Source organism: Reichenbachiella sp., from assembly GCF_039944555.1.
Classification (GTDB): Bacteria; Bacteroidota; Bacteroidia; order Cytophagales; family Cyclobacteriaceae; genus Reichenbachiella.
Map to the genome: position 1 here is coordinate 73,052 of NZ_JBDUYN010000001.1, position 16,314 is coordinate 89,365.

A 16,314-nucleotide genomic window follows, 5' to 3' on the forward strand; every position below is an offset into this window, starting at 1 on the left:
GATTAAGATGAAAAATTTTATAATATTATTAATAGGACTTGCAATCTTTCCTTCGTGTGATGATTTTTTGGAGAAAGAACCAACCGGTTCGCCTTCAATAGCTAAGTTTTGGGAGTCTGAGGATGATGTGGATGCTGCATTGGCGGCTATCAACAATGTGATGTATGATGGGTCTTTGGACACCAGAAATTTATACTATGGCCGACCTTCTATGTGGCCAATAGCTGCAGGAGATGATATGGTAGTAGGGAAATCAAAAAGTTCGGCACAGCGGATTCATAATTTTGAAATAGCTGGTCCGGAAAAGGACATAGACGTGCTGTGGATTCGAAATTACCTGATCATTAAACGTGCCAATGATGTAATAATCAATGCTCCCGAAGTTCCGGGCCTAAGTCAGGACGAAGTAAATGCTGCGCTTGGTGTTGCCTATTTTTATAGAGGCATGGCACATTTCAATGTGGCCTATCGATATGGAAATCAAAAAATGGGTGTTCCAATAAAAGATGAAAGCAACACATTGGACTTTTTTGTAGAAAGAGCATCCCATGTGAAAGATAACTATGACTTTATAGCTGCCGACCTGGAAAGAGCGGCTGACTTATTGCCTACTTTATCTACGGCAGAAGAAGGTGCGCCGCATCGCTTGGCTGCTTACGCTTTTTTGACTAAAACCTATTTGTATTGGGCAGAATACGATGATACAAAATGGGCTAGTGTGGTTACTACAGCCAATAAGATCATAGGACAAGAGGGCAGGGCTTTGGAAGCAAGTTATGCGGATGTATTTAAAGTAGTAAACAATTATGGGTCTGAATATATCTGGTCGGCCACAGGTTCTGTCAATGGCTCAGGTACTCCTATACCTGGTCAAATGCTTGAAAACGGCGGGTATCAAAATGGAGTAGCGGGATGGGGCTATTTTCACCCAACTGAAGAACTGTATCAGGCCTTTGAATCAGGAGATGAAAGACTAAAAGTTACCCTTCAGGAATATGGAGATGTATTTACCTTCTTGGGAAACACAATGACCTATGCCTCTACATCAAGTACTACAGGATTGCAATTCAATAAGTATATGGATCCCTGGTGTGGATATGCAGATGATAGCCAGCTGCACCCGAATGGAGATTCTAATCCAAGTACTACTTTAAATGTGCCTATTATACGTTTGGCTGATGTGATTTTGATGAAGGCCGAGGCTTTGATTATGCAAGGGCAAAATGCAGACGTAGAGATTAATATGATCCGAAATCGGGCGGGACTTAGTTCATTGGCCAACGCATCGTTGGCACAATTGAAAAACGAACGCCGGGTTGAGCTAGCAGGGGAGCTGAGTGATCGCCATTTTGATTTAATCAGATGGAATGATGCTCAGGCGGTTTATCATCAGGATTTACACGGCCGATCGTATGCTATTACCGATCCCACCGACCCAGGTTTTGATCGAGCAGCTTACACCTTAATTGTTCCCCCAAGAACTGGTGCAGCCAGAACTAATTTTGATCCCAACATACACGATGTTTGGCCAGTGCCTTTCAACGAAGTTGAAATAAGCAATGGTACCCTGGTACAAAACGAGGGATGGTAATCAATAGATTTTAGCAAAAACAAGTGGTGAGTGCGTGAGCGCTAACCGCTTGTTTTCTCATTGTAAACTAAAAATGGCTGAGATAAAAAATATCATCTTTGATTTTGGTGGCGTATTAATCGATTGGAATCCCTTAAATGTATATTCAAAAGCATTTAATGGAGATATTGAAAAGGCCAATTGGTTTTTGAAGCACATTTGTACCACCTCCTGGAATATAGAGCAAGATGCTGGACGAAGTTTAGCGGATGCAACAGAGCTGAAAATCAATGAATTCCCTGAATATGAAGACCTAATCAGAATGTATTATGATCAGTGGGAAGATATGCTGTCTGGTGCGATCCAAGGAACGGTGGATATTTTAGAATCGCTCAGTGCATCACAACGATATAGATTGTATGCGATTACCAATTGGAGTGCTGAGACCTTTCCGATTGCCCAAAGGAAGTATGAGTTTTTAAGCTGGTTTGAAGGTATTATTGTTTCTGGTGAGGTAAAAATGACCAAGCCGGCAAAAGATATATTTCAACATGCCTTCAGAACATTCAAGGTCACTCCTGAATCATCCATCTTTATAGATGACAATCGAGACAATATTGATACGGCCAATCTCTTGGGAATGAAAGGGATATGGTTTGACCATAGTGCACAACTCAAACAAGAACTGAAGACTTTAGGAGTCCTATGAGCTGATCCGAACCCGTAATTTCAAATCCTTAGTCATTGTAAAGAGAGAAGGCTCGCTTTAAAAGCCTACTAAATCATCCGCTCGGTACACCGAGCAAACAAGACTCTATTGTCCAAATAGCGCCTTTTCAAAAAAACTGAACAAAACATATGATTTATAAAGAATTGGGGTTGAAACAAATCCCACCTGCAAAAGATAAGATCACTGATAAGACCGAGATTTCTAAAATGTATACACGTGGTAGACGCAAGATGTTTATCAGCATGTATCTGGGCTATACCGTATTTTACTTTACCAGAAAGAATATGACCCCGGCTTTACCATTGCTTAGCGATAAGTTGGAGGTTGATATTGTTGAATTGGGCATATTGAGTACCGTATTCTACGTGGTATATGGAATAGGAAAATTCATTAGCGGATTATTAGCCGATAGGGCCAATATCAGAACCTTTATGGCTTTAGGCCTGTTTTGTGCTTCTTTCATTCATTTATTTTTTGGTTTTTTAAATAGCCTTTACCTTCTGATTTTCTTTTGGGGTCTAAACGCCGCTTTTCAATCTATGGGATTTCCTCCCATTGCCAAAGGCATGGTGCACTGGTTTTCGCCCAGAGAGCGAGCGACCAAGTGGACGATAATGTCGTCTTCACATACTGCGGGCACCTTTTTGATAGGAGTGATCGTAGCAGGATTGCTAACCCTGTATCATCAAGGATGGGTGAACTGGCAATCGATCTTTTATATACCGGGTATTTTAGGAATGGTCTGTTCTGTATTCCTGCTTTTCAATCTACTGGATAGGCCTGTATCCCTTGGCCTCCCCGAAATAGAAAAATACAATAACGATGTGCTTCCCGTCAAAATCATTGAAAAGACGATGTCTCACTGGCAAATTCTTAAGAAACACATCTTTACGAATCCCTACCTGTGGCTTCTATCCATTGCAAGTACTTTTATTTATGTTATTCGATTTGGTACCCTCGATTGGGGCACTAAGTTTATGTACGATGTCAAAGGCATGGATGAAATTAGCGTAGCTATTTTTTGGACGTTGATGCCATTAGCGGGAATGCCGGGTGGCATCATTGCGGGATACATAGCCGATCGATTTTATCAGGGAAGGTGCACGCCAATCAATCTAATTTATCTGACACTTTTGGCGTTGAGCATTACTGGCTTCTATTTTTATGCCGGACCGGATCATTATATTCTTACCGGAGTCTTTCTTTTGGCCATGGGCTTTTTTGTAGATGGCCCCCAGAATTTGGTCAGCGGGGTTCAGGCCTCTCGTGTTACAGTCAATGAAGCCATGGGTACTGCGTGTGGTTTTGGAGGCCTCTTTAGCTATATAGGAGCGGCGCTTTCAGGAGTAGGATTGGCCTACATTACCAAGCATTTTGGTTGGGGAGCCATGTATGGTTCATGCGTGGCCTCTTGTGTAATTACTGCCATTTTAGTTTCATTTACCTGGAAAAAGGAAAAAATAGATCGGCAAAACAACTAGTCTGTCAAATATGAGGTGCACTTCTGATGGGAAGGGTAGGTGCGCTTCATTTTTTACCGTTTCTGGTTTTAAGACATATCGCTGGTTTCAAGAATGTGATTCGTTTTGAAGCTTAGTTTGAAAGAGAACTTAGAGCCCTTACCTAATTCGCTTTCAAGAGAGATGTCGCTACCAAATAGATTGAGTACATGCTTAGTGATGGCAAGCCCCAGACCGGAACCACCGTACTTACGAGTCGTATTAGAATTGGCCTGGGTAAAATTCTCGAAGATAGCCTCCTGCTTATCCGGTGGTATGCCAATGCCTGTATCCTCAATAATGAATTTTAGCTTAACCTTTTTATGCCCCTTTTTCAGCATTCTAATTCTTAATTTTACGTCACCCTCTTCGGTAAATTTGATTCCATTGCTTATTAGGTTATTCAATATCTGAGAAAGCCTTCCCGGGTCGCCAATCAGTTGTTTTGGAATGTCGTCATCAACGTCCAGCGAGAAATCTATTCCTTTGCTGCGAGCTTGAACGCCGTATCCATCACTTATTCCTTTGATAAGGAGATTCATATCGAATGGAATTGACTCCAATTCTAATTTCCCGGATTCAAGCTTGTTCAGGTCGAGGATGTCATTCAGCAGGGTAAGTAAGTTCTCTGCCGAAAACTTCAGCATATTCAAATTCTCTGCCTGTTCCGGACTCGGGTCATCCTCCATCAAAAGATAGATAGAGCCAATGACCACATTCATAGGCGTCCTGATCTCATGACTCATCAGTGAGAGGAAATCCGATTTGGCCTGGGCGGCCGCCAAGGCGTTCTTTTTTTCTATCTCAATAATTGCGTTCTTCTTTTCAATTTCCTCGTTTTTGTTTCTGAGTACATCCATTGTTCGTGCCTTGGAAAGATAGGCCCAATACAGGAGGATAAGAAAAACTGTAATCGCTAGGGTTACCCCAATTGAAACATTTCTCAGCGTGGTTTGAAATTCATTCTCCTGACTCAACAACTCAATTTGCTGTTGCTGCTTTTCGTAGTTGTATTTTGCTTCTATCTCTTTGATGTTGCTAGTCATCTCATTTTTTAGTACGGTGTCTTGTAAGGCCGTAAATCTTTCGTGATAGTCGAGCGCTTTAGCATACGCCGCGGTGGTTTTGTAAAGTGAGGACAGGTTAATCAGGGACTCCAGAATTACATTTTTCGCATCCAGGTGCTCACTGATTTCCAGGGCCAGAAGTAGTTTTTCCTCTGCCTTCGCTGTGTTTTGTTGTAGTAAATAGGTCTTTCCCATAATCAGAGAAGTCTCAGACATCCCTTTTGTATTTTCCTCAGATTCGAAATAGTCAAAGGCAAATTGTGAATGTGACAGAGCCTTGTCAGCCTCCTTCATATACAGGTACATTTCTCCTAGTCCCCAGTGTACGTAGGCAAGACCTTGGTTATCATTGAGTATTTCCAGCAGCTCCTGTGCAGTCGAATAGAAATAAAGTGCCTGGTCATAATCAGCCATTTGTAGATGCAGGGCGGCAACTTGCGTCATGGAGTAAGCGATACCGAGTGAATCTCCGAGCTCTTTTTCAATCTGCAGAGATTTGCTGTGAAACTCCAGAGATTTTGTGGTGTCGCCCAAGCTTTGATAGACCATACCGCAATTGTTGTAGATTCTGGCCAGACCTTCTTTTGCCTGAATTGAGCTATATAAATCAAGCGCTTCAAGCCAATATGTAATCGCTATTTCATGATTGCCCTCTATATCATACGATATGGCCAGACTATTCAATGCATCCGCCTTACCGTGAGTATAATTAATGTCATCCGCTAATTGAATCGCTTGCGAGGAAAATTGTCTGGAGGAATCAAGGTCGATGAAGGCGTATTCAAACCCCAATTTGGCTAATAGCGCTACGCGCGCTGAGTCTGTTTTAGTCTCTTCCAAATATGATTTAAGGGAATCTTTAGGCTGGGCATAGCTATATCCACAGCATAATAATGCAATCAGGATATAAGCTGACAGTTTTTTCATTAGGATTGTTGGGGAATAAACCTTACGTAAATTCAAAAAGATTTTTTAGGTGAAAAAGCAAAAAAGGGATTATTCTCTGATGTACTGTGAATTGTACTAATCAGTCCTCTTCTCGTCCAATTATTTCTAATAGAAGAACGCGTTTTTAGCTAAAAAAATTATGTGTGGGGAGTAATAAGATGAAAGAGGATGGTGTCTTTAACCTCCAATGGTATATTCTAAGAACCCAATTGAGTACTAATATTACTTCTTAGTCTCCCAATTGCTCGAGCAATTCTTGAGCTTCACGGTATTTGAAGTCACCGAATTTGAGTTGCAGGAGTTGTTTTTGCACATTTTCTATATTGCCCAGTTTAAGGTATCCCATACCTAAGTACCAGATGGCTTGCTCATTATATTCGCCAAAATCACGAAATTGTTCGAACAACTCAACCGCTTTGGTTGGTTGGTTCAAGGCTAAATGGCTAACTCCTTTGTAGAAAATCATTTCTGTATATTCTGGTTCGTTTTTGTCGATTTCCTCAAAATCCAGGATAGCCTCATTGTAGTTGCGATTAGAATAGTTTTCCATCCCCTTTTTAAAATTGTTGGTGATGTTTCCGCGAGTGGTCACCAGATTGGGATAGGGATCAAAGTAAGCCACAAAAAGCTCTTCATTGGAAGTTGATCTATCGAAGAAAAGGTAGATTGAGGTGACGAGTAATGCTAATGAAGCCGCAGCCCCAATATAATACCACCTACTTTTTTTATTCGGTCTTTCGAAAAGCTCGGTATGATATTGCTTTAACTGTCTTTTTAACCCCTCGCTTACTACACCATCAACTATGTCTTTTTGAAGAACCACAAGCTCAGCCAGTTCAGTATTGGTTTCCAGCTCCTTCTCAAATGCCTGATGTTCTCCAGAATCCAGTTTTCCCTCCAGGTATCTCTCTATTCGGGCGATATCGTTTAGACTGTCTTTCAATTTTTACTCAAGCCGTTTTGTTGACACAACACTATTAATTGCTGCATACATCGGTATTTTTTGTTTTTTGCTGCTTGTTCACTCCCTAACCCTAATTTAACCATGATTTCCTTCATGGAGCATTTAGCATAGTAGTAATCAATTAATATTTCCTGGCAGCCCTGGCCCAATTTGTTAATGAGCGTTTTGAGTAAATGGCTTTTCTTTTCATTCTCCATTTCAACCCCATCCTCCAATTCGGTGTAGGTCTCAGTATCAATTTCTATTGACAATTGATGAGAACGTTTTCTTAGTTCTTTTAGCCATATATTTCTTGCTATTGCATACAAATAGGTCTTTATGGCGGCATCTCCTCTAAACCGCTTTTCTTTGATGTGATGATAGAGTACGACTAAGGCTTCCTGGAAAACATCCTCAGCATCTGTGTCATCACCTTTATTTTTTAATATTAGGGTTTGAATAGAGGGATAATAGGTCTTATACAGATGCTTGAGCGCACGATCATGCGCCTCCTGAGTACCTGATAAAATCCAGCTGGTGAGTTCCTGATCGCTATAGACTGCAGTCATTAATTAGTGCCCAAAAAAGAAAAAAGTAACCATTATTTGAAATTATGAGCTTTGAGTTCATTCGGTGGCTTTCCAGGTTCAATGGCAGGGTTAGTTTTTTTGGTTGAGATGTGTTTTTATTGTTGAAATAGTTATTTGGCTAAAATAAGTAATTTCACACTTTCATTTTAGATTTTAACCTGCAGCAATGAAGAAATTGACACTAATACTTTTCCTTGGACTTACAGCACAAACTGGCTACTCCCAGGAGGAAGCGGCTTCATTGTCAGCGGGTGAATATACGGCCATTGCAGATTCTCTTGAAAAGTTACAAGATTTAGAAGGAGCAAAAATAAATCTGGAAAAGGCACATCAAATTCGGATGAAAGCAGAGCCGAAGGATACCCTCGATATCATCTGGTCTTACGATAAATTGGCAGGAGTTTATCATAACATGGGAGACTATGAATCTGCGAGGATCCTTTGTGCAAGAGCATTGGAAATGTTAGACCCAACTTTGGATAAACATCCGTTTTGGTTACAACGATTTTATTTTAAGCTATCTGATATTTCTGAAGCCAAGGCAGATTACAGGCTGGCATTAGATTATATAGATAAAGCACTTGAATTGTTTGAAGCTCTAAAAGACCCAAATCAGCATGAATTGAGTAAAACTCTTAATCTAAAAGGAAGATTGCTTGTGCGATTGGGTTATTATGATCAGGCTGAAGAAATGATTAAAAAAAGCCTGGATAATATGATTCTTGTGTATGGCGATCAGCATATAAAAACAGCCTCAAGTTTTAATGATATGGGCAATGTTTATAAGTATCAGGGTCAATTCGAGCTTTGTCTGGAATACTATAAAAGAGCGATGCTCATACGAAAAAAAGAACTTGGTGCATCGCATGTCGCTGTAGCGTATAGTTATATGAATCTTGGACTGGTATATCGTCGATTGAGCCAATTGGATCTGGCATTGGAAAGCTATTTGAAGGCACTGCCAATTCTCGAAAAATATCTACCAAAAAAGCATAGAACTATTTCTGGCACATTCAATAACATAGCCGGTGTGTATTACGATCTGAAAGAGTATAGCACTTCTCTCAAGTATAATCGTCAGGCACTGGTATTAAGAAAAATGACTTATGGAGAATTTCATCCCTACATTGGAGAGTCATACAATAGTATTGGACGCAACTATCAGCAGTTGGGGCGCTTGGATTCAGCGAGATTCTATATGCAAAAGGCTGTGGATGTAGAAAGAAAAGTGAGTGGGGAGAAGAGTGTGAAATTGGCTAAATTCTACATCAATCTAGGTGATCTATTCCGGGACCAAAATGCCATAGACTCGGCTTTGTTTTTTTATCAGCAAAGTATTGGCGCAAATTTATTAGGGTTTAGCAGCAACGATATTTACCAACCGGCCCTATTGAAAGATTATCAGGATCATGAAATCTTGTACTCAGCCCTTTACAAGAAGGCAAAAATGCTCAGGCGTAAATATGCCACAAGCAATGACGTACTTGATCTTCAGACATCTCTCAACATTAATTTGTCAATAGACTCTCTAATTACCAAAATCCGACAATCTCGGAAAGTGACTGAAGATAAAATTCTGTTGAGCAGTACCGCAAAAGACGTTTATCAGGAAATCGTTGAATTACACTTTCAGCTCTATGAAGAGGATAATGATCAATTCCATTTCAGGGAGGCCTTCTACTTTTCAGGAAAAAGCAAAAATATCATTCTGAATGAAGCCACGTCTGAAGTTGAAGCCAAGCAGTTCTCGAATCTACCTGATACCTTACTCATTTTTGAAACTAAATTGAAAGCGGACATCTCTTTTTATAAGAGCCAAATCATAAGAGAAAAACTAAAAAAAGAGAGGCAGGATACTATCAGGCTACAAACGCTTGAGAATAACCTATTTACAAGTCAGAGAAAGTGGGAAGCGCTGATAGAACAGTTCGAATCCGATTATCCCAACTACTACAATCTCAAATATAAAACGGCTCAAATACCTATCGAAGACATTCAACGAGCGCTACCTGAGCGAGCGAGCCTGCTCGAATATTTTATTAGTGATAGTACGCTATTCGCATTTGTAGTCACAGCGAACGACTTGTTTGTACACCAGCAAAAGAAACCTATAGATCTGGATAGCACGGTTCGTTTTTTCCAGAACTCTATCACCGACAGAAATATTGAAACCTATAGAAGTTATGCCAGTTCGCTGTACCAAAAGCTAATTGAACCGGTAAAGAATCGCATCGTCGGAGATCGACTGATCATAGTACCTGACGGAGCACTATGGCATGTCAACTTTGATCTTTTATTGACCTCTTCTCAATCAGAAAATTACAAAGTACTGGACTATCTGCTCAATCAATATGCGGTGAGTTATGCTCATACGGCCAATATGTTAGTTCAGAAATCAGCAAACCAAAAAATGAAGAGCAATAAACAACCGCTACTGGCCTTTTCATTTAGTTCCGAGGAAAGTCAATCACAAGGGGATAAGGTGTCTATGGAAACAATAAGGAGCTCAGCCGCCGAAGATCTACCAGGTAGTAGAGAAGAGGTAAGAGCCATTGCCAATATTTTTGATGGCCAATATTATTATGGGGATTTAGCCAGCGAATCTAATTTCAAGACTAATGTGCAGGATTTTTCGGTTTTACACCTGGCTTTGCATGGAGAAATTGATGACGTCAATCCCAACAATTCAAAGCTCTTTTTTACCCAAAACAATGACTCTACCGAAGATGGCTATCTGTATTCTTATGAATTGTATAACATGTCGCTTAACAGCGAAATGGCCGTACTCAGTGCCTGCAATACCGGCTCAGGGAAATTAGTAAGAGGAGAGGGGATCATGAGCTTGGGCCGGGCATTTACCTATGCAGGTTGCAAAAGTTTGGTGCTCACCCAATGGGAAGTTCCGGATGCCACCACACCGCACATCATGGCCTCCTTTTATCAAGGACTGAAGGATGGGCTCAACAAAGATGAGGCCCTTCGCCAGGCCAAGCTCAATCATTTGAAGTTGGCTGATAAGCTAAGTGCCAGCCCATTTTACTGGGGTTCATTTGTCTTGCTTGGTGATACCAATGAATTGGACCTGGACTCCGATGACAATCTCACAATCTATGCTGTGATTCTATTATTATTGGCAACCACTGCTTTTTTCTATTTTAGAAGAAAGAGGTCTAAGGCAGTCGTCTGAAATATCATTTCACATTACCATTACTGCCTTAGCTACATGAACTGTATGGATTAGGATACTTAAAAGGAAAGTCCCTATGCGTCTCAAACAGTTCATACCCCTTCAAGCGTCCTCCATTTGTTCAGGACAATAATACCATTTTCCTATTTCTGCAAGTCCCGTTTGCCATTTGATTTTGTACTCAGAATTCTAAAAAAATCTTTTTTTCAAAAAGATGATTACCAAATCAGAAATGTGGTACCAAGTAGTATACGAGTCAAAAGAAAAGGCTTGTTGAAAAACTATTTTGTTGACTTTTTTTCCTTCTGGGTATTAATGGTCACAATTATTAAAAACATATAGAATCAAAGAACCGACTCCATTCAGATGAACCTAACTTATTTAATCATGCCTATAATCATGCCTATGCTTTTTTGCGCACAGCGTATCTGCACAAATCATACCTACCTATTTTAAGTCTTGAGGTTGGATTATAAAACCATACTGATCTTACTTCTTTTAACCGCGGCACCCGTTTGTGGATGGGCGCAGATCAAAACTACTGTAACCTCCAACAACCGGTGGTTCAATAATATTTCACAGACTGGAGCATCCTATCAGTCAAAGAAAAAAGCCATCCGAGACAGTCTGAAAAACATGAGGCGGCTAGACCGCTACTATGAAAAAAAGACCGATTCCCTATTTTTAGCCAGTCACCTCGCCCATCGCTATAAAGAGCCGACCTATGGTTTTGATAGCACACTTAGCTACCGATCCCCCCTCCAGGATGAGTATGCCTACTACGAGGCCTTATATCTAAACAAAGACACAGGTTCCCAGTGGAGTGCAGATAGCCTTGCTCCATATCCCAATCAAGGTTTACCCAAGCTTTCATTGGAGTCAATTGAAAACAGTGACTTGTTCTCCTCACAAATTCGGGAATTGGAAACCTTCAACACCCAGCGCGATCTCATCACCGGGCAACAGGCCCAAATAGATGGCTACCAGACACAAATGGCCTCCGGACAAGAGCAAATGGAAGAAGCAAGTGCCTCGCTGGTCACCTCCAAACCGGCCATGGGCAGAAACAGCATTCTCAAGCTGACCAAAGTACAGACCGTTGCACAGAATACTTCTTTGAACGGCGTGGAGAACACCATCAAAAACTACAAAAAGAAATACGAGTCCCTGGTATCCATTGAAGATATCGGTAAAGTAAAAACCCGCAACTCGATGGCCTCACTTCCTCTGAAAAGAAGACTGAAGGTGGGTGGCAGCCTGCAACTGACCCATGACCAATACCTCAACATTGATTTTTCCCCATCGATTGCCTACCGATGGACCCGGCGCCTGTCCACAGGCCTGGGCTTTGCCTATCGCGCTGAGTTTGGCAATGGCAAGGAATGGTACAATTCCCTGGATTCAAAGACCTACGGGGGCAGGCTTTTTACCGAATACGGACTGTTCAAAAGCTTTTATGCCCATGCAGAGTCCGAAACGATGGTGTCCAAAAAAAGCGAGCTTGTTCAGAGCAGCAGCCAGACCACCTGGGGCCTGATGGCCGGGGTGGGTAAGACTTTTAGCCTGACCGGCAACCTGCGTGGTAATCTATTGTTGCAATACAACTTTACCTATGATGACACCAGTCAAATCTACTCCAGTCCCTGGGTTTTACGCCTGGGATTTGAGATCCAAAATCTAGAAAAAATATTCCCTACCCATAAAAAAGGAAGTACTCATGAATAGAACAATGAAATCAATCGCCGCTTGTATGGCCCTGATGAGTTTGATGCTAATGCATCAGGCTACGGCCCAGCCCAATGTAAATGTAGACACCCATACCGGCACCGGCTCCGTCTCTATCCCGATCCACATTATCCAGGAAGGTGGCTTTAGTGTGCCAATCTCATTAGGCTATAGCGCCAGTGGCGTTAGGGTCACAGACGTATCGGGTGTGGTAGGCATGAACTGGTATCTTAGCGCAGGAGGCAGCATCTCAAGGGAAGTCAGAGGCCTGCCCGATGACAAAGCCACCACTGGTTGGCTGCATAATGGTGTAGGGACTACCATAAAAAACTTCGTCACTACCAACGCTGAAAACATCCTGTTCCAGAATCTGGAAGCTTTGGATGCAAGCCACGATACTGATCCAGACGTCTTCTATATCAACACTCCTTTTGTGTCTGGTCAGTTCTTTTTTGACCACAACGGAAAAATCAAGCTACAAGGCCACCAGGATATCAGGATAGCCTATGATTCGACATCAACAAGTGATATTACCTGGTTTACCATCACCGATGCAGGTGGGATCCAATATATATTCGATCTCTCTGATACGATGAGTGAGGCAGTTGACTTTGATCCGGCCGAAGTCTATTTCAAAAGAACGCAGGAGCAATATGGCACAGCGGTCTCTTACCGCACCAACTGGCATTTGACCTCCATTGTACTACCCAATGGCAGTTCGATCAAGCTCAACTACCAAACACTATCAGGTAACAATTTTGAAGCTAAAAAATCATGGTTTACAGGGGCGGCCAAGACTTACGAATTTACAGGTAGTGCCAGCGGTGCTTTTGGTAAAAAGTACATTCTCTCTTCCAACTATATACTCAAAGAAATCCTGGCACCGTCAGGTGACCGGGCTACATTTGAAATTGCCTCACGAAACGATTCTATCACGGACAACAAGCTGACCGGTATCCAGCTCTACAGAAGAAATGATCAGCTCGTCAAAGTATATGACTTGTTTTACACCAGAGCCATACCCACCGAGATCAGTATTGAAGATCCTACAAATGCTGACCTGGAACTTCTGGGCAGAAAATTTTTAACCTCTATCCACCAGCGTAGTGGCAGTGATGTGCTGCCGGGCTATAGTTTTAATTACTATGGCGTAGACGACATTTTCACCCTGTTGCCCGAATCCTCATCAACGGCCACAGACTTCTGGGGGTATTACAATGGAAAGGAATCTGAGGGGGCCATGAAGTGCTACGTTTATGATACTACTGCTGCTGTACTCGCTAAGGACAGCCGCTACCGCATGGAGCCCCTGCATTCTGAACACGATGCCAAAAGTGCCGAAAAAGTAGTCCCGGGAAAAGACGGCACAGTCAATCCCAAGACCATCCATTACGGCAGCCTGCGCAAAGTCACCTATCCCACCGGTGGCAACACCCGGTTGTATTATGAGCCCAATGAATACATGGATGAAGATTCTACTTATCTGGGCAGTGGCTTAAGAGTCTACAAGACAGTCACTCACGACGGAGTGAGTCACAAAAACAACATCACCACTAGCTACAATTATCACAAGGCTGACAATGACACCATCACCTCAGGACTGATTGTTGAAAGACCCAAGTTTGCCTTTGGCACCCCTTACAGACATGATGTTAATATCAATTCTAATCAACAGACTGTTACTTGGGTACAGGCCTATACAGATTCTGCAGGCTTAGCGAATCCATCCTACTATACCATCTTCACCAACTTCGATCTCAATGGCGGAGCCAACAGCGGTGTTCGCTATGCACATGTAGAAGTCAGTCAGACCGGCAATGGTAAAGTGAGCTACGACTACAGCCTGCCTGCCATGATTGGTGATATCACCGCCAACGCAGGAGAATGGAGCCCGACTACCATCCAGATCGCACGTGATACTGCTGGTCATGTAAGCGGTCTTACCCAGAGCGGATTTAACGTCTTTCCTTTGAGCTACAATCCCAACTATGACTTTGAAAGAGGCCTGTTGGAAAAAACCGAGGTTTACGATGAGCAGGACAGCCTGATCTCTGCTTCCCTCTATGAATACACCCGCATCTATACCGGCTCAGGCGCTGATTTTGTTTACGGCCTGGACTATGACAAACTGCCAACACACCTGGCCGACAGCACGCCAGCAGCTAATCAAACTCCGGATTACTTTTATGTCTTTGGTAAATACAAGCTGTTTGCCAATCTGGCCAATGTGCTGGATAAAAAAATAGATCGCATCTATGATCCGGCAGGCATTAATAAGATGATCGAGACCGTCACCGACTACACTTACAGCTCCACTCACAAGAAGGTGAATAAAATCTCAACCACCAATAGCGACGGCACCGTCCAAAAGCAACACCTCATCTATCCTCAGGACTATAGCATCACCAAGCCAGCTAAAGATGACCAGGTAGCAGTACTCGATAGTATGATTGCCAGAAACATTCTGGCCCTACCTATAGAGCAATATACAACTGCCCAGGAAGTAGGAGAATCAGAAAAAATAACCTCCGGATCACTAACCCTATTCAGTGACTTCTCGGTTGGAAAAGTTCTGCCCCGCAAGCAATACGTACTCAAAACCCCGCAAAACACCCTGGTGACATCGAGTGTGGACAACAGTGGAGACTCCGCTGTATTTAGTTTCGATGCCAATTATGAGTTGATCAGTACAATTGAAGGCTATGATGCCAATGACAACCCGACTACCACTGTAGGGAGAAATCAAGTTTACAGCGGGGTACACTGGGGCTACGACAAGACCTACCCTCATGCTACAATGGCCAACGCCAAAGCAGAAGAAGTGAGCTACACCGGTTTTGAAACCACAACTGGTCATGAGATGAACTTTGACGTGACGCAATATCCACCTGACCCTTACACCGCTGGGCGTACCGGGCTCCAGGCCTTGTCTTTTGCTACCGGATCTGCAAAAAAGTTGTCTGTAACACTTCAGAAAGGCAATACCGATACTTATCTATTGTCGTTATGGATCAGCGATCCAGCCGCTGCCGGTACATTGACGGCCACATTGAAAAATTTGGGACTGACGACCAATTATGACACGGCCACTATCAGTTTCACCAGTGATGCCTCATGGATCTACTACGAGGCGGCAATCAATGTGAGTGACACCAGTCTTAATGAATTTACAGTGGAACTGGTCACAGACCAGACCATGACCCTCGATGACATCCTGTTATATCCTGAAAACGCCAGGGTCAGCTACAGCAGCTTGGGCAGCAAATCTGAAGTGCTCTCAGCCACCTCACCCCTGGGTATCACCCAATATCTGGAATACGATGGCCTGCTGAGAAACACCCTCGTACGCGATGATGACAAAAACATCGTGAGCGTGAACGAGTACACCGATCGCCAGGTCGCCAAACCAGTCAACCCTTACTTCCATTACAAAGGAAGCGACTGCAACGGCGATGCGGTTTTCGAATACGACGAACCTGACCCCACGGGCTATACTTATCAATGGTATTTTGGTGAGGCTCCTAACCTGGTTCCGGTCACAGACACCTCAGGAGGCACCACCATTACCCACGACTACAGCGCCAACGATACCTATACGGTCCGGTTGCGCGCTACCAACAATGGAAAATCTGCTGACTCATACCAGACCCTGGAATGGGATCCCGGTGTAAAATCGGTAAGCATCTGTGCGGCAGGCCCCCAAAGGATCGATGCCTGCACGGGCGCTGTACACCAGGTTTTCGATGATGGCTGCTACAGCCCGACCGGCACGCAGCTGGCCGAGACCATTTTCACCATCGGGGAAATCGAAAACTGCTACGACTGTACCAACCTGAGTTACGACTGGGAAGTCAGCCAGGACAGTGGCAGTACGTGGAGCGATGTAGGAACTTCTACTTCTACCTCAGTATCACTGGGCTACCTGAGCACCTACCAGGTACGCTGCAAGGTCACTACCAGTTGTGCCTCGCCTGAAACGATTACTTCCAATACCAAAACGGTGGTGATCTATGAGAGTTTCTCTACTTGTCCAAACGAAATCACTTACTAATCAC

The 16,314-nt window shown here is 42.9% G+C and carries 9 protein-coding genes; 6 read left to right on the forward strand and 3 right to left on the reverse strand.

The annotated features are described in order from the left end of the window. The first annotated feature begins 7 nt into the window (after positions 1-7). From ABJD64_RS00290 to ABJD64_RS00300, 3 genes are all read left to right on the forward strand, one after another. Entirely contained in the window at positions 8-1,591 is a 1,584-nt protein-coding gene (locus ABJD64_RS00290) for a RagB/SusD family nutrient uptake outer membrane protein (protein WP_348182040.1), read from the forward strand. A gap of 73 nt (positions 1,592-1,664) precedes the next feature. After that, positions 1,665-2,279, forward strand: a complete 615-nt coding sequence (locus tag ABJD64_RS00295; protein WP_348182041.1) for an HAD family phosphatase — start codon at positions 1,665-1,667, stop codon at positions 2,277-2,279. A gap of 149 nt (positions 2,280-2,428) precedes the next feature. Further along, the gene (locus ABJD64_RS00300; RefSeq protein WP_348182042.1) at positions 2,429-3,781 is read left to right on the forward strand and encodes an MFS transporter; all 1,353 of its coding nucleotides are present in this window, start codon (positions 2,429-2,431) and stop codon (positions 3,779-3,781) included. A 68-nt stretch (positions 3,782-3,849) separates the two neighbouring features. Here ABJD64_RS00300 and ABJD64_RS00305 read toward each other — a convergent pair whose 3' ends face one another. The 3 genes from ABJD64_RS00305 to ABJD64_RS00315 all read right to left on the reverse strand — a co-directional run bounded on the left by ABJD64_RS00305 (position 3,850) and on the right by ABJD64_RS00315 (position 7,326). After that, positions 3,850-5,793 carry an ATP-binding protein gene (locus ABJD64_RS00305; RefSeq protein ID WP_348182043.1) on the reverse strand — a complete coding sequence of 648 codons (1,944 nt, stop codon included), beginning with the start codon at positions 5,791-5,793 and terminating at the stop codon, positions 3,850-3,852. 250 nt (positions 5,794-6,043) lie between these two features. Continuing rightward, complete coding sequence (locus ABJD64_RS00310; protein ID WP_348182044.1) at positions 6,044-6,757, reverse strand: hypothetical protein; 714 nt, start codon at positions 6,755-6,757, stop codon at positions 6,044-6,046. Next, the gene (locus ABJD64_RS00315; protein WP_348182045.1) at positions 6,754-7,326 is read right to left on the reverse strand and encodes a sigma-70 family RNA polymerase sigma factor; all 573 of its coding nucleotides are present in this window, start codon (positions 7,324-7,326) and stop codon (positions 6,754-6,756) included. The genes ABJD64_RS00310 and ABJD64_RS00315 overlap by 4 nt, the downstream gene beginning before the upstream one ends. A 187-nt stretch (positions 7,327-7,513) precedes the next feature. Here ABJD64_RS00315 and ABJD64_RS00320 point away from each other — a divergent pair, with 187 nt between their 5' ends. The 3 genes from ABJD64_RS00320 (at position 7,514) to ABJD64_RS00330 (ending at position 16,310) form a co-directional block, all read left to right on the forward strand. Continuing rightward, complete coding sequence (locus ABJD64_RS00320) at positions 7,514-10,534, forward strand: CHAT domain-containing tetratricopeptide repeat protein (RefSeq protein ID WP_348182046.1); 3,021 nt, start codon at positions 7,514-7,516, stop codon at positions 10,532-10,534. Between the two features lie 465 nt (positions 10,535-10,999). Further along, positions 11,000-12,259: a hypothetical protein gene (locus tag ABJD64_RS00325; RefSeq protein ID WP_348182047.1), complete on the forward strand. Its 1,260-nt coding sequence runs from the start codon at positions 11,000-11,002 to the stop codon at positions 12,257-12,259. Continuing rightward, positions 12,252-16,310 (forward strand): PKD domain-containing protein, encoded by a 4,059-nt coding sequence (locus ABJD64_RS00330; protein WP_348182048.1) that lies wholly within the window; start codon positions 12,252-12,254, stop codon positions 16,308-16,310. The genes ABJD64_RS00325 and ABJD64_RS00330 overlap by 8 nt, the downstream gene beginning before the upstream one ends. Positions 16,311-16,314 lie beyond the last annotated feature (4 nt).

Excerpts from the sequence above, each read along its gene's own strand:
- ABJD64_RS00290 (WP_348182040.1), top strand. The coding sequence starts at position 8 with ATGAAAAATTTTATAATATTATTAATAGGACTTGCAATCTTTCCTTCG.
- ABJD64_RS00295 (WP_348182041.1), top strand. The coding sequence starts at position 1,665 with ATGGCTGAGATAAAAAATATCATCTTTGATTTTGGTGGCGTATTAATC.
- ABJD64_RS00300 (WP_348182042.1), top strand. The coding sequence starts at position 2,429 with ATGATTTATAAAGAATTGGGGTTGAAACAAATCCCACCTGCAAAAGAT.
- ABJD64_RS00305 (WP_348182043.1), bottom strand. The coding sequence starts at position 5,793 with ATGAAAAAACTGTCAGCTTATATCCTGATTGCATTATTATGCTGTGGA.
- ABJD64_RS00315 (WP_348182045.1), bottom strand. The coding sequence starts at position 7,326 with ATGACTGCAGTCTATAGCGATCAGGAACTCACCAGCTGGATTTTATCA.
- ABJD64_RS00320 (WP_348182046.1), top strand. The coding sequence starts at position 7,514 with ATGAAGAAATTGACACTAATACTTTTCCTTGGACTTACAGCACAAACT.
- ABJD64_RS00330 (WP_348182048.1), top strand. The coding sequence starts at position 12,252 with ATGAATAGAACAATGAAATCAATCGCCGCTTGTATGGCCCTGATGAGT.